The sequence below is a fragment of the Shewanella frigidimarina NCIMB 400 genome (assembly GCF_000014705.1).
Taxonomy (GTDB): domain Bacteria; phylum Pseudomonadota; class Gammaproteobacteria; order Enterobacterales; family Shewanellaceae; genus Shewanella; species Shewanella frigidimarina.
On record NC_008345.1, the window covers coordinates 2,912,573 to 2,927,389 of the forward strand.

The following is a 14,817-nucleotide window of genomic DNA, read 5'->3' on the forward strand; positions in this document are numbered from 1 at the left end:
TCAGTATACTGCGATAACAGATTAATGAATGTAGGGTACTGGTAAAATACTGCCCTGCAACAAATGAACGATAACGAGCATGCCAACGGCATTCTCGTATGAATAAACCAGTAAGGATTAACATGAAAATTTGTGGTGTGGAATTAAAAGGCGGCGAAGCCATTATCTGTTTACTGACCTATGAAGGCGAAACCTATAACGTGCCAGCATGTCGTAAAGTTTCATTCAGTATTTCACAATCAGCTAGCACGGACTCAATTCGTGAGTTCGATTTTGCGTTTAAAAAACTAATGAGCGACTATAAAGTCGATGAAATAGCCATTATTGAACGTGAACAAAAAGGTAAGTTTGCCGGCAGTGCCACCAGCTTCAAACTTGAAGCGGTACTCCAAGTAATGGACATGCCTGTTTCGCTTATTTCTCCATTGACTATTAAAGAGCAATTAAAGCGTAACCCGCCACAAGTTGACTTTGAATCATTGGATCTAAAACGCGTCCAGCTTAATGCATTTGACGTTGCTTATGTTCAGCATAACCGCCTCATCTTCGGTAAAGTGTAACCCACAGCTTTCACCGTTCTATATTGGCGTTATCGATACCGACTCAGATAGCGGTAACGCCAAAAAATCAGTTGAACTACAGCCATGTCAGATACCAAAACTAAAACACCTAAAGCCCCACCTAAAATGCCGGTCAAGTCGGCAAGCCAATCATTAAAGCCAAAAACAGATCTCAGCCTGTTAGTCACCAGTGCCGACATTAAAAAGCAGCAAAGTGAACAAAGTGCATTACGTTATTTAAATGGTTATCGTCCTGACGTGGTCGAGAAAATCCGCCAACTCGTTGATGCTAACGCCTTAGCTGCCCACTTTTTAACACGCTACCCCAAAATACACGACGTTCGTACAGACAAAGCCTTATACGATATGGCGATAACGTTAAAAAATACCTATATGCGTCAATCGGACCCATTAGCAAAAGTTATTTTTGACGAAAAAATCAGCGTAAGCCACCATGCCCTAGGTTTGCATTCTTATGTCAATCGCCGCCAAGGTAATAAAGTTAAAGCCAAAAATGAAATTCGAATTGCAGCACACTTAAAACACGTTCCGTTTGAGCTATTACAAATGGTAGTAGTGCACGAACTGGCCCACCTGCGTGAAAAAGAACACAACAAAGCTTTTTATCAGTTATGCAGCTTTATGCTAGCAGATTACCACCAGCTAGAATTTGATATGCGAGTATGGTTAGTAGCTGAAGAAGTCGGACAATCGCCCTACGCTTAAACTTCAGTTGGAGCACGACAACTTAATTCTCCATGTAAACTGAACCATAAAACGAAACTGAGTTGTTGAAAAATTAACTCAAGACTTTACTCGCCAAGGTGGATTCAAGCGATTATCTCCCGCCCAGTAGAGTTTGAGCTTATTGCCACTGGGGTCAAATAATACTGCCTCGCGCCATAAATACGCTTCATCTGTCGGTAACTGAACAAACTCAATACCTTTTGCCTGCAACTCACTTACCCAGCTATCTAACTCTGCATGCTCAAAATAAATCACCGCACCATTGGCTGTAGAGTCAGGCTCTAATGACAGCGAAAAAGAGCTCTCACCCATTGGGCATTCAAAACGGGCGTAATGCGGTGTATCCACAATTAAGGTAAAGCCAAGAATTTGATAAAAGCTAACGGCCTGATTCATATTCGACACAGGTAATGTCACTTGATTGAGATTCATATAACCCTCTGGTATTAGACCAATATTTTCGGTCAAATATACTGTTTCATCATAAAATATCTTGCTGGGCTACCGGTAAACTTTGGAACCGTACCAATGATATTAAACCCTAGATCTTGGTAAAAACGTGGTGCTTGAAAATCTAACGTATCAAGTTGCGCAATCATACAACCACGTTTAATCGCCTCGGCTTCAGCAATGTTCATTAATTCTTGACCTAAACTGACCTGGTTAACTGAATTCAGTCACCCTAGTTAAGTTCGTTAAGCCACTTCTTTTAACGGCTTACCCATACGCTCAAATTCATTAGGACTTTGATAATTGAGGTATGAATGCATCCGTTGGCTGTTGTACCACATCGTGATGTCATTCAAACTAAAATCACAGCATTGATAAACACCGGCCATAAAAAATGCAGCCTATTGGCTGCATTTAATCGTTCTATCACATCTAAATTCTACGTAATAAGCCTCAGTTCATTAACCTAAGTCCATTAGAATAAGTCTATTAGCCTAAGTCCATCATCATGCTGCGGCTACGTACCAAAGCTTGAAACGCTTGTAATTGCTTTTTAGGTAAGACTTTAGCTTCTGCAATATTGGCTTTCATTGCGTCAATTGGGCGACCATTAACAATGAACTCATAATGCAAATGTGGGCCTGTGGAAGCACCAGTATTGCCCGATAAGCCAATCACTTGACCACGAGTGACACGCTGACCTCTTTTAACTAAAAACCTCGATAAATGCAGGTAACGAGTACGCACTTTATTATCGTGATCAATCACAATGTAATTACCCGCAAAAGCATGTTTAGTCACTAACGTCACCACGCCATCACCAGGAGCCACGACTTGAGTCCCAATAGGCGTAGCAAAGTCGGTACCATTGTGAGGACGAACGCGACCTGTAATGGGGTGTTTGCGATAAGGGTTAAATCGAGAACTCAAGCGGACTTTTCTATTTAGCGGAATACGTTGGAAGGCTGGAGTTAAACTTTGACCTTGAATGTCGTAATAGTTGCCATCAATATTTTGGAAAGCTGTAACGTCGCGACGGCCGGTGTTAATGCGAATACCTTCTATCGATGTGATACCTGTTGGTTCGCCTTCAACAAATTGATCGTTAACTAACACCGAAAAAGTATCACCAGCATGTAGCTCACGAGAAAAGTTTAATTTGGATTTTAACAGTGATTCGACTTTTTGAATTTCGGCTGCACTTAAACCAGCATTTTTAGCCGACACATAGAAAGAGCCATTAATTTCACCGCCAACGATGCGATTTTGCCAAATGCCATCGATGTTAATGTCATTAACACCGTAAGTTCCGTCTTTAAAACGGGTGAATACCACTTGGTGAGCAGGGTTAAAGTACAGCTCTAGCTTATCAAGTTCACCATTGGCATTGTCCCAAAATTGGATGCGGTTACCCGGCAGCAGTGTATCTAATGCTAATACTTCTAAATCAGCTTCAAGTACTTTATACATGGTTCGTTGGTCGATACCAGCTAACTCAAATAAATGACTTAAGGTATCACCACTTTCGATCACGCGATCTAAAATCGGTGAGATAGGCTTTACAAGCTTCAACGTAGTTTCTTGTTGAGCTATGTGTGGCAATAACGAATCGATATCGATTGCCACTGGAATACGTTGTGATGAAAACTCTTGTTGTGTTGGCCATAATAAAGCAGCACCAACAACAAACACACTTGCTAGCAAGATTTTCTTGTGCAAGTTTGGCAAGTTCACTTGACTTACCGCTGGCCTTTGGAAGCCCATAATTTTACTCATTAGCAATGTCTAATCCACCCTAAAAGATGACGCTTTATATTTTTTATTTTTCTTTTACTGCAAATCGTTATTGCGATATTGAGCATAAAGTCGGTTAACTCTATGCCTTCATGTCGTTTTTTATGGTGAATATGACCCAATATTTGATACTACGGCATCCTGTATAAACAGCTAAAAATACGGACTTTTGCACTCAAACTGCATATCAACGCTCTTTTATATCAAAAAATAATCATTTTACAAATATAAAATGATATTTAATTAATATTTAATTTGAACTCGATTACAGTAATCATGGGAGTTTGAAGCAGATCAAGACCCACTTACAGCAAACTCACCCTGCAATTTACTAATACCAAGGCCATTCATTTTAGTCACTTTTATCTGTACGTCGATCCGCTCTTTCATGGCTTCAATATGGCTAATTACACCAATCATTTTGCCCGACGCATTTAAATTATCTAATGCGTCTAAAGCGGTATCTAACGTTTGACTGTCCAACGTACCAAAGCCTTCATCTAAAAACAGTGAGTCAATGCTCGTTTTATGACTAACAAGGTCAGATAATGCGAGCGCAAGGGCTAAACTCACTAAAAAGCTTTCACCGCCCGACAAGGTTCGGGTGTCTCGCACAGCATCACCTTGCCAGGTATCGAGCACTTGTAGCTCTAACGCATCGGACTCTTTGCGTTCAAGTAAGTACCGGCCTTGCAAACGTTCCAGCTGCCTGTTCGCTAATGCCACTAAATGGTCTAAAGTAAGCCCTTGAGCAAACTTACGGAACTTATCGCCTTTTTGTGAGCCAATTAACGAATGCAGGTACGCAAGATCGTCGTAATCTTGTTGTATTTGGGCTTGTTCCGCTAACAGTTGCTGTTGCCCTGCCCGCTTATTGGTATCTTGCTCTAACTCATGACTTAAGCGCCACAGTGTTTGCTTGTCTTGTTGGTGCTTAGCTTCCATCGTTTGATGTTGCAGCATTATATTGCCGTGTTGAGCAATATCGTATCCGTGTTGCTCTGCCTGCTGCGCTAACTCCGTTTGTTTTATTTTGGCTTGTTCAACTAACGTATTGGCTTTAACAATATCGTTATCCAGCTGCTGTTTTAGTTGCTGTAAGGTGTGACGCTCTTTTGGCGTCAATAAGGCTTGCTCAAATGACTGTTGATCTGTAAATGGACTTGATTGTAATGCCATTTGCCATTTGGCCTGCAACTGCTGTAACTCTTGATTAGCCTTAGTTACTTGTTGTGTTGTCGATTGCAGCTGCGCTTGTAAGCCAGCAAAATGTTTATCCGCCGTTTGCAATTGTTGTTGAATTGAGACAAATACCTGTTGAGCTTGATCTACTGCGTGTTGGCTAAACAGCTTTTCATCTTCAACTATTTTGTCTCCAAACACGGCTTTACGCTGTGCGAGTACCGCATCGAGTTGTTCGTTAAGCGTAACCACTTGCTCGGTCACTTCTGCTAGCTTGGTTGCCATTTCAGTGGAGTGCAGATTGTTTGCGGTGAGTTTTTCAGCGGTGACACTGAGCTGCTGCTGGTTATCAATAGCCTGCTGCTGCGCTGCAACCCAACGTTCAAGTTGTTGTTGTAAATGATGAAGCCAAGTGTCGGCATTCTCTAGCGTCGGCGGTGTTAACCCTGTAGCAATAATGTGTGCATCCAGTGCGCTGTTAAGTTGCTGCAGTTGCTTGTTAATAGATTCAATTTGCTGCTGCTGACTCACTAAACCTTGGGATAAATTATCAAGTTGCTGTTGCAATAACCCTTGCTGATTAACCAACACTGCCAACGCTTGTTCTGCTTGGGTAGCATTGTGCTGATGTTGATGTAAGGTTTTTTGGCATTGGTTAAGCTGACTTATCGTTTGGGCAAGTTGCTGCTGTTTGGCTTCTGACTGGGCAATATAATCAGTTAACTTATGTTGTTGCTGCTCATGTAATTCAAACGTTACCGCAAGCGCCTGAGTGTGTTGTTGCCACTGTTGCTCAGTTGTTTGTAATTCAGTTTGCGCTTGGCTCAATTGCATGAGCGAGTTGTCGTAGTTAACTTGCAACGCCGTTTGTTGATTTTTAAGCTGCTCACCTTGCTGTTTAATCGCATCAAGTTCAATTTGTAGTTGCTGCATTCTTTGTTCGGTAACAGACACATTCAATGCTTCATAACGCTCAACTAACGGGTGATCTGTCGAACCGCACAATGCACAAGGTTCACCGGCTTTAAGCTTGGCGCGCTCTAAGGTTAAATTGGCAATTTGCTGTTCTTGCTGCAGTATGGTTTGCAGATCTTTTACTTGCTGATTTTTTTCACTCCACTGGGTTCTTACCAGCGAAAGTGACTGCGCTAGGGCCTGTAAATCAGTGTTAAATTGCACCGATTGACTGCTTAATTGTTGGCATTGTTGCTGCTGACGCACAAAGTGACTAAATAGCTGAGTTAACTGATAACGCCCAGCTTGTTGCTCGACCAGTTGTTGGTAATCATGATTAATCTGATTTTCGTCTTGGCCAGCCAATAATGTCGTTATTGCTTGCTGGCTGTCGGCTTGTTGAGCTAACGCTTGGGTGACCGTCGTTTTGGCAAGCTTAATTTGTGGCGAAAGTTCAGTTAACGTTGTTTGAGTTTGCTCGATATTGTGTTGTTGCTGAACTCGTTGAGTGTCAAGTTGGCTCAACTGCTGGTTTAATTGCAATACTTGGCTGTATTGTGTCTGCCAAGCCGCAAACTTTTTCGCCACTTCTTGGCCTTGCGGCAAATTATCAAGTTGTTGCTGTATATCCTGCTTTGCAGACGAGAGTTGTTGTTGCAATGCCATCAACTGTTGCTGTTGCTCAATCGTTTTGTGTTGTTGCTCAGCCGTTTGCTGATGGCTTAATATGACCTGAGACAATTGATAGTTCAATTGGCTAATGTGTTGGTCTAACGGCAACACCTGTTTGTCGATAAGATTAAGTAAATCTTTGTGTGCTTGGTTGGTTTTATCAACGCTTTGCTTAGCTTGCGTTTGCTTGTGGGTGTGCTGTCGCAGTGTTTGTTCAGCTACACTAACTTGTTCCGTTAACTGTTCAATCTGTTCCGATAATACTCGGGTGCTTAACTGGGCTTTTTGTTGCTGTTCAAATAGAGGCTGGATTTGCTGTGCTGGCTCACTATGTTCAAGTCGAGTTAGTTCATCGCTATGTTGCTGTACGCTAGACAGTGCTTGTTGCTGTTGAGCCTGAATGTTAACTAATGTCTGCTGCGATTGCTCAGTATTGTCTGCCCAGGTTATAAATTGGCTTAATTGAGCTAATTGCTGTTGATCGATCACGAGCGCCTGATTGAGTTGTTCAATCTGTAGTTGCTGCGCCACAACTTGTTGTTCATCAAATAACTCAACACTGCCAAGCTTAGCTTCAAGTACCTTCAAGTTCGTTTTGGCATCAGAAAAATGCTGATGTACTCGCGCTGAAATTAAGCTGTAAATTTCAGTACCGGTTAGCTCTTCCAATAGCTCTGCACGCTCATTGGCTTCGGCATTTAAAAAAGCGGCAAACTGGCCTTGTGACAACATCATTGATTTAGTGAAACGAGCAAAGTCGAGCCCGGTGATTTCTTCAATTAACTCGGTTTTGCGTTTTATCTGGCTGGCAAGAATTTTACCGTCACTCAATTTTGCCAACTCGACTTGAGCATCTTGTAAATTGCCATCGGCTTTATCGCGCGAACGGCGCTGGCTCCAAAAAGCGCGATAAGCGACACCTTTAACTTCAAATTCAACTTCAGCCAAACATTCTGCGGTGCCACGAGTCATTAACTCGTTGGTGGTTTTAGAAATATTACTTAACCGCGGAGTACGATGGTAAAGCGCTAAACAAATCGCATCGAGAATGGTTGTTTTACCTGAGCCAGTAGGACCTGTGATAGCAAATAAACCGTTTTCAGCAAATGGCGATTGGGTGAAGTCGATTTTCCACTCATTTTTAAGTGAGTTAATATTTTTAAAGCGAAGGCTTAGAATTTTCATTATTGCTCACCCTCTGTTGCACTTTTTGTAGCAACGGCTTCTATCGAGGTTTCTTGTAACACATGGCTCGCGGCCGTTTCTTGACTGTTTCGCTCAGACTCCACCTCGGCATACACTTGGCTAAAGCGTTGCTTTATTCGCCCTAACTGTGCCTGTTGCGATTCACTCTCAAACTCTTCTTGCGACAAACGTCGCCCAAATACTTCGTCGACACTGAGCTCAGATAAAGTTTCATTATCTAGCTGCTTAATGTGTTGCTGTCGTTGACTGCGGGCACGCTTTAACTGCAATACTTCAACCGCTTTGTCTTGAGTCATGTCGGCAATGCGCGATTGCAAATCAGACAAATAATCTTGTTGTGACACTTCAATGCTCAACCAAGTCGTTTTTGCGGATTCTGCTTGCAATGCAAATGTGCTTATCTGCTGCTCAATGCTATCTAAGTCGCCTTTTAACACCTGCATCGGCTGGAAAACAGGCACCATTAATGGTGTGATTTGAGATAATTTGGCATCACTAAATTCGACCAAGAATACCGATTTATTAGTGGTATTATCTGCCGCGAGTTCATCAAAACTTAACGCTATTGGTGAACCGCTGTAACGAATATGTTCAGATTTTGCCACCACTTGAGGCCGATGAATATGACCTAATGCAATGTAGTCTGCGGCAGGAAACAGCGCCGCATTAAAAGCATCTAAACTGCCTATATAAATATCACGCACGGATTCTGAGGTGCTTGCACCCACTGTGGTTAAATGACCTGTCGCAATAATGGGTACTGGCGTGGTAAAGGTATTATTGAGTTGTTCAGCTTGCTCAAAACAGCGCTGATATAACTCACTAATGGCATCACCTAATTTGCGTTGTTTATCAATTGATGACTCACCTGATTCACTTAGCACCACATCACGCGGGCGTAAAAAGGGTAAACCACATAAAATAGCACCCGCTTCACCTTGGCGATTTTTGAGGGTAAATACATGCTCTTCAAAATGCTCTAGCGCACCAGGGATAACCACAGTATTTAGGCAGGCAAGGAGATGTTTAGATTCATTCAACGTCGACACAGAATCGTGATTACCACCCAATAAAATTAGCTGGCAACCTGTTTGCTGAATTTGGACAATAAATTGATTATATAGCGTACGGGCATAACTTGGCGGTGTGCCAGTATCGAAAATATCGCCAGCGACAATAAGCGCATCAACCTGGTGAATGTTTATTTGTTCAAGTAACCACTGCATAAAAGCCTGATGCTCAGCTGCGCGACTTTTACCATAAAAATATTGGCCAAGGTGCCAATCTGATGTGTGAATAATGCGCATAACATCCCTTCAATAAAAACAAACACGTACACCACATAATGATGGCGTTAATAAACCCAAATTATCGATACTATGATCACATGTACCGCGATCACATGCGCAGCTATCACATATATTGCGACCACAATAATTTGCCGCTCATGCCCAATGACATCACTACCACCAAAGGTTTAATGATTTTAACGCCTTTGGTCACCACTAAACGTGAACCTAACGTAGCACCAATGGCTTGGCCTACCAGCATAATCAATCCCAATACCACTGCGACTTGACCACCGATTAAAAAGAAAATTAACGACGCAATGTTAGTGGCAAAATTGAGTAGCTTTGCATGTGCGGTTGCCTTAGCCAAGCCAAAGCCGGCCAATGACACAAATGCTAAAGCAAAGAAGCTGCCGGTACCGGGGCCAAAGAAACCATCATATAAGCCAACGCCCAATGCGGCAGTAAAAGCAAACACACTTGGAGTGAGGACTTGTTGGCGATCTTGTTCACTTATTTTTTTAGAGAATAAAAAATAACAACCAATGGCCAAAATCAAAAATGGCAGCACCACTTCTAATAATTTAGCGTCGATCATTTGTACTAATATTGTGCCAATTGATGCACCAATAAAAGCGCATATCAACGACAGTTTGATACTGCGTAAATCAACCATCCCTTTACGTACAAAATATAAACTCGCAAAAAAACTCCCACCGCATGCTTGCAGTTTATTGGTACCCAATGCCGCTGCTGGAGGTAATCCTGCCCACATTAATGCGGGAATGGTCAGTAAGCCACCGCCACCAGCAATCGAGTCGATAAACCCCGCAACCAGAGCAACAAAAAATAAAATAACCGCGAGTTGGAGCGTGAGTTCAAGCATGGAGAGTCTCGTTATTAGGAATAGCGTGAAGTCGGCAGACATAATATAAGGCGTTATTAGACAATCTTTATCGTCAAAATACAAAGCGTTCTGTGTAATTTATTCAGCTTTACCCAACTAATTTCAGCTTGGGCTAATAAACACTGACCAAATAACGTATTACCTATTAATAAGCTTATATTGACTCAAACAACAGATTTGAAAATCGATTTGAGAAATGGACGACAACTACTTTGCGCTTCACTTAGGCATTGTTATAGTAGCCAACCTAGTAAATATTGAGCTGAAGGTTTTATTATGATTGTTATTACCGGCGCGAGTAGTGGCTTAGGTGCTGCACTAACACAACTGTATGCGGCAGAAAATCAGCCGTTATTGGTGACAGGTCGCAGTGAGCAAAAATTAGCAGATGTAATAGCTGGCCTAACTCAGCCAGAGCAAAAAAACGTGAAAACTTACGCTGCTGACTTATGTGTGGCCGAAGATGTCAGTGCATTATTTTCGCGATTACCAGCGCCGCCAAGCAAGGTTATTCATTGTGCTGGCAGTGGTTATTTTGGCCCTATCGAACAACAAGCACCAGAAGCGATTAATCAGTTAATTCATAACAATCTCACTTCAAGCATTCTAGTGTTGCGTGAGCTTGTTAGTCGCTATCGTGATCACAACGTTACTGTCGTTGTGGTAATGTCGACCGCAGCGCAAGCAGGCAAAGCAAATGAGTCGACTTACTGTGCCGTAAAATGGGCCGTAAAGGGATTAGTTGAATCGTTACGATTAGAATTGAAAGGCAGCCCAATGAAATTGATTGCGGTGTATCCTGGAGGGATGGCAACGGACTTTTGGCAAACAAGTGGCAAAGACATTAATACATCAAGCTTTATGACGGCAACAGAAGCCGCCACAATGCTCAAGCAAGCCTTAATACCGACAAAACATGGTTATGTCTCTGACATCACCATTAACCGCGGTTAGCGATTATCGCCAGTGAGTGTTAACTGGCGACATATCAACGTGTTAATGGCGCTTTGGTTGACCAATACCAACAATATATCCACCCTGCAGGGGCAAACACCAGATTTAATAACAGTGCCAACATTCCCACCTGCAGTAAGTGAGTCGTTTTACCTTTAGCAAACTTGACTGTTAAGCCAACAATCACGATGGTTAACAACAATATCGTTAGGCTAATCAGAGTCGCGTTTATATTCAATTGTGCTCCCCTTACCAAGATTAAATATCTGTCACATCATAATACCTGAATGCTCATAGATTAACCAAGCACACTCATTTAATCACCAGTAAAATATAAACCGTTTGTTTTCTTTATTCGTATTACAATGAATCAACAATATGACGTTAACGCGGCAAACAAAGAGTAAAATAATGAACAAACACTTTATGACTATCTTCATCAGTATTGCTCTAATGAGCCAGCTTTCCGCCTGTGCTGAATTAAAACAGACTGGCAAAGAAATCGGTCACACCACAAAAAAAGTGACCACCGCTATCGGTCACGGGACGCGCGATACCGTTAAAGCTATTGGACATGAGACCAAAGAAGTCATTAACGAGATAAAAGAAGACTAAACTACGTCGCTTTATATAATCAAAAAACCGTTAATGCAGGGCATTAACGGTTTTTTGATTACTTGAATCATTCAATCTTTAGTGATGACTATATTAGTGCTTACAATGCTCAGTGTGAACATGGTCATCATCTGCAAACTCATTATCGCTGGCTTGGTTTTGCATCACGCCCCAACCATCAGAAATACCGTCAAACTCTTTGGCAAAGTTATTCAACTCAGTTTCTTTAGCCACAAGCGTTGCGTATTCAGGTACCATTTGCAGGCAAACAATCACTTCCCACTTGGTGCTTTCTTCATCAAAGTTAAGCTCAAGCTCACCTTGCATGTCTTTTTGGCTTAATGCTTCTAAGGCTGACTCGGCATCACGTTGATCGTCAAACACCAAGAAGAAATCGACTTCTATTGATTGAGTAAGGTCAATACCGGCATCTGCCATTGCTGCCAACATTTGGCCATTATCATCTTCTGGGAATTGCATTTATCAATCCTTACTGTGCAGGAACAATTTCAATTGTCGCGCCATTGAACGAAACGATATCGCCAACAACACACTTTTTACGTTTACGAGTATCAACTTCACCGTTGACGGTCACTTGACCTTCGGTAATGACATGCTTTGCTTCGCCACCACCGTTCACTAGACCGAGTACTTTGAGTACTTTGTACAGTTCTACGAATTCATCACCTTGAAGTAATGCAAACGCTTGAGTTTGAGTCGTCACAATAATCGCCTTTTAATCAAAATATTCCGGCTATTATAGCCTATGCTAGTTTAGCAAGCATCAAGCATTTTGAATGGATTATTAAACGCATATGTAAACCCTAAATGATGACAAATTAACTGACCGTCGATAGTTTTATTGGGTTGTTGTTGCTGATTAAACTCTGGCGCAGTTAATCCAAGATGCTCTGCAGCAGCAACATAAAACTCCCCACGAGTAGGGTGAGCGTTTGCAGCAAGATTATAAATCGGTAAAGTATCGTTGCGAGAAAGAATTAAGCTAACAGCAGCAATACAGTCATCTAAATGCACCAGATTAACCGCAACATTGGCGCCACTGACATCGGTTTTTCCGGCAAAAAAACGTCCGGGATGCCGTTTAGGCCCTACCAAGCCTGAGAATCTTACAATGCAGCTATTTTTCATAGCGGAAAACATTGCCTCTGCTTGTAATAATGTGCGACTGGTATCATTAAAAGCTGCAGCATCTTGTTCGGTTACTGTTTGATCTAGCGAAGGATAAACCCCAGTCGTACTGATAAAAATAATTTTTTGATATTGGTGTTCACCCATCAAGGTTATTAACTGAGTTAAATAGCCTAGATAATCAGTTTCGCCTCGCCTAAGTCCCGGTGGTAAGTTAATCACGATGGCGTCTGCATCGAATAAAGACGAGTTTTTTGCCTGGCTATTCACATTGGCTAAATTTAATTGATAAGCATCAACACCGGCTTGCTGTAATTGGACTAAGTCTTCAGGGTGACGTTTTGAAGCCTTTACCTTAATACCTTGCTTAACTAATTGTGTGGCGAGCGGCAAACCGAACCAACCACATCCGATAATAGTAACTGTGTTCATGTATTCTCGATATTACGCTGTTAAATTTTAATGATCGAAGTTATTGAAGTAAAAACTAATTGGGTTGTTCGCTTGTAGTGTTTTGACCGCACCATCAGTTAACTCATCTAATTTCATCACTTCTTGAACTTGCACATCTTCGTTAATTAAAAAACGAAAACTGGGTTCTCCACCACTGAGATTACAAGACCACACATGCGGCTGCTTGACGTCAGCGGTGGTCATCATCACCTTGGCAATACTATCGTCAGTCAAGCGCACAATGGTTCCTGGAGGATAAATGCCTAAAATTTTAACTAATACAGCAATTAGATTATCAGCATGTTTGCCACTATGGGTTTTAAATAAAATCCCCAAAGCTATTTGTGGAGTGCGATGTAAGTTTAACAAGGTTTCATAATCGTTAGCTAAAGATACCACTTGTGTAGTGAGTAATATTTTAGCTTCGGTTAACTGATTGGGGAATCCGCTGCCATCAATAAACTCGTGATGATGGAGTACGATATCCAACATAGCTTCAGGGAATAATCCGGTGCGGTTAAGCATGTCGTAACCAAAATTGGGGTGCATTTTTAAAAAATTAATTTCATGATCGCTTAAATCACCACGTTTTTTACGACGTATAGCATCTGGCACTTTGAGTTTGCCAATATCGTGAAATAAGCTACCTAATGCAATGTCACGAACATCTTTTTTCGACAGTACTAACGAGTGGGCAATCATCATAGAAAGTACTGCAACTGAAATACCATGTTGAGTCACACTGACATCAATTTCACCACTGCCTACGATCGTGAGTTGAGGGGTTTCACTTTCATACAAATGATCGACTAAATCTTCGACTAAGGTGGCAGCTTCTCGGTACGCCCCCTCAGGGTCGCTAACAATTTTGCCAAAAACAGTCCTACTATCGTTAACCGATTTTACAAAGCGTTGCTGGCTAATTCGCATGCTTTTTTTAGCCAATGGTCGATAATCAATTTCTTGTTCAACAACCTCTTCTGGTTGTTCAATTTCAACAGGTTCAGAAACGTGGGGCAATAAATCATGGCCTTCAATCACATAGACAAATGACACATCGAGGCCTTTGATCATCTCGATTTGCACTTGTTGCTCAAGCTTAACTTTACTGCGAAAAAAAGGATGGTTTGTCCAAGACAAAGGCAGCTTAACGGTTAACCCGATAACCATTTGCGAAACAGGTATTTGTGTTAATTCTGCTTTAGCCAAAGTATTGATCCTTTTCACATTCGCCACGTTATGGCTGAGATGACAATGTCATTTTATGCTAACATTTTAAGAATAGAGTTATCTGTTTCAAGGTCTTACATTTTAAATTTTTTGGAAACCAATAAATAATAGTGTATTTATACCAAGTCGTACATTATTTCGTATCTGGCTTAATCTCATCATCAGCTAAGGTTTCAGCTTGCATAGTGCTGTCATCCGGTGTCCAGTCGGCAAAGTAGTAATATAGTCGCTTTGATTTGAAGACATAAATAACCGACCAAAAGAGAAAAAGTGCATCAATCGAATAGCCAATTTTAAACAAATAGTCATCGTGCATCATTCGCTGGAACAAAAATAGTCCATCAATAATGAGTAATCCCCACAAAAACCAACCACTATGTCTAAACAAAGGTATTAATATCGGCCAGCTGCGTTTACGTTCAGCAATAATAAGTCCATAAATCAGTACCGCCCCTACACCAGCAATTAGCGCCGATACAAAATCGCTTTTTTCAGGATAAAATAACCGCACTAAACCCGCGCGGTCATTAAACTGGGTTAAGGATGCTATAAAAATACACCAGCCACGCGCTAAAAAAACCAAAATCAAATACAAAAATAATGGCGGTTTTATATGACCACGATCATCTAACCAAGTAATATTACTAAAATTCAC

The 14,817-nt window shown here is 41.5% G+C and carries 17 protein-coding genes; 4 read left to right on the top strand and 13 right to left on the bottom strand.

The window, feature by feature from the left end; genetic code table 11:
- The first annotated feature begins 122 nt into the window (after positions 1–122).
- Together SFRI_RS12555 and SFRI_RS12560 are read left to right on the top strand one after the other, a co-directional pair.
- Positions 123–560 (top strand): DUF3010 family protein, encoded by a 438-nt coding sequence (locus SFRI_RS12555; protein WP_011637900.1) that lies wholly within the window; start codon positions 123–125, stop codon positions 558–560.
- 126 nt (positions 561–686) lie between these two features.
- On the top strand, positions 687–1,286 hold the full coding sequence (locus tag SFRI_RS12560; protein ID WP_011637901.1) for a M48 metallopeptidase family protein: 600 nt from the start codon (positions 687–689) through the stop codon (positions 1,284–1,286).
- A gap of 78 nt (positions 1,287–1,364) precedes the next feature.
- Here SFRI_RS12560 and SFRI_RS12565 read toward each other — a convergent pair whose 3' ends face one another.
- From SFRI_RS12565 to SFRI_RS12590, 7 genes are all read right to left on the bottom strand, one after another.
- Positions 1,365–1,739 carry a VOC family protein gene (locus SFRI_RS12565; RefSeq protein ID WP_011637902.1) on the bottom strand — a complete coding sequence of 125 codons (375 nt, stop codon included), beginning with the start codon at positions 1,737–1,739 and terminating at the stop codon, positions 1,365–1,367.
- A 32-nt stretch (positions 1,740–1,771) separates the two neighbouring features.
- Positions 1,772–1,945, bottom strand: a complete 174-nt coding sequence (locus SFRI_RS12570) for an N-acetyltransferase (RefSeq protein WP_011637903.1) — start codon at positions 1,943–1,945, stop codon at positions 1,772–1,774.
- Between the two features lie 57 nt (positions 1,946–2,002).
- Positions 2,003–2,146, bottom strand: a complete 144-nt coding sequence (locus tag SFRI_RS21680; protein ID WP_167526096.1) for an IS3 family transposase — start codon at positions 2,144–2,146, stop codon at positions 2,003–2,005.
- A 100-nt stretch (positions 2,147–2,246) separates the two neighbouring features.
- Positions 2,247–3,533, bottom strand: a complete 1,287-nt coding sequence (locus SFRI_RS12575) for a peptidoglycan DD-metalloendopeptidase family protein (RefSeq protein ID WP_011637904.1) — start codon at positions 3,531–3,533, stop codon at positions 2,247–2,249.
- 312 nt (positions 3,534–3,845) lie between these two features.
- On the bottom strand, positions 3,846–7,544 hold the full coding sequence (locus tag SFRI_RS12580; protein WP_011637905.1) for an AAA family ATPase: 3,699 nt from the start codon (positions 7,542–7,544) through the stop codon (positions 3,846–3,848).
- Complete coding sequence (gene sbcD, locus SFRI_RS12585) at positions 7,544–8,872, bottom strand: exonuclease subunit SbcD (RefSeq protein ID WP_011637906.1); 1,329 nt, start codon at positions 8,870–8,872, stop codon at positions 7,544–7,546. The genes SFRI_RS12580 and sbcD overlap by 1 nt, the downstream gene beginning before the upstream one ends.
- Positions 8,873–8,978: 106 nt before the next feature.
- On the bottom strand, positions 8,979–9,740 hold the full coding sequence (locus SFRI_RS12590) for a TSUP family transporter (RefSeq protein WP_041413055.1): 762 nt from the start codon (positions 9,738–9,740) through the stop codon (positions 8,979–8,981).
- A gap of 297 nt (positions 9,741–10,037) precedes the next feature.
- Between SFRI_RS12590 and SFRI_RS12595 the strand changes: the two genes are divergently transcribed.
- Positions 10,038–10,715, top strand: a complete 678-nt coding sequence (locus tag SFRI_RS12595; protein ID WP_011637908.1) for an SDR family NAD(P)-dependent oxidoreductase — start codon at positions 10,038–10,040, stop codon at positions 10,713–10,715.
- 34 nt (positions 10,716–10,749) lie between these two features.
- Here the strand turns inward: SFRI_RS12595 and SFRI_RS12600 are convergent, their stop codons facing one another.
- A complete protein-coding gene (locus SFRI_RS12600) occupies positions 10,750–10,953 on the bottom strand; it encodes a hypothetical protein (protein WP_041413057.1) in 204 nt (67 codons plus the stop codon).
- A 173-nt stretch (positions 10,954–11,126) separates the two neighbouring features.
- On the opposite strand from SFRI_RS12600, the gene SFRI_RS12605 reads away from it, so the two are divergent.
- Positions 11,127–11,330 carry a hypothetical protein gene (locus SFRI_RS12605; RefSeq protein WP_041413059.1) on the top strand — a complete coding sequence of 68 codons (204 nt, stop codon included), beginning with the start codon at positions 11,127–11,129 and terminating at the stop codon, positions 11,328–11,330.
- A 93-nt stretch (positions 11,331–11,423) separates the two neighbouring features.
- On the opposite strand, the gene SFRI_RS12610 is transcribed toward SFRI_RS12605, so the two are convergent.
- From SFRI_RS12610 to SFRI_RS12630, 5 genes are all read right to left on the bottom strand, one after another.
- Positions 11,424–11,810 carry a ribonuclease E inhibitor RraB gene (locus SFRI_RS12610; protein ID WP_011637910.1) on the bottom strand — a complete coding sequence of 129 codons (387 nt, stop codon included), beginning with the start codon at positions 11,808–11,810 and terminating at the stop codon, positions 11,424–11,426.
- Between the two features lie 10 nt (positions 11,811–11,820).
- Positions 11,821–12,054, bottom strand: coding sequence for an RNA-binding S4 domain-containing protein (locus SFRI_RS12615; protein ID WP_011637911.1), 234 nt, complete (start codon positions 12,052–12,054; stop codon positions 11,821–11,823).
- A gap of 50 nt (positions 12,055–12,104) precedes the next feature.
- Positions 12,105–12,911 (bottom strand): SDR family oxidoreductase, encoded by an 807-nt coding sequence (locus tag SFRI_RS12620; protein WP_011637912.1) that lies wholly within the window; start codon positions 12,909–12,911, stop codon positions 12,105–12,107.
- Between the two features lie 27 nt (positions 12,912–12,938).
- Positions 12,939–14,141 carry a cyclic di-GMP phosphodiesterase gene (locus SFRI_RS12625; protein WP_011637913.1) on the bottom strand — a complete coding sequence of 401 codons (1,203 nt, stop codon included), beginning with the start codon at positions 14,139–14,141 and terminating at the stop codon, positions 12,939–12,941.
- A gap of 154 nt (positions 14,142–14,295) precedes the next feature.
- Positions 14,296–14,817, bottom strand: a complete 522-nt coding sequence (locus SFRI_RS12630) for a DUF2919 domain-containing protein (RefSeq protein WP_011637914.1) — start codon at positions 14,815–14,817, stop codon at positions 14,296–14,298.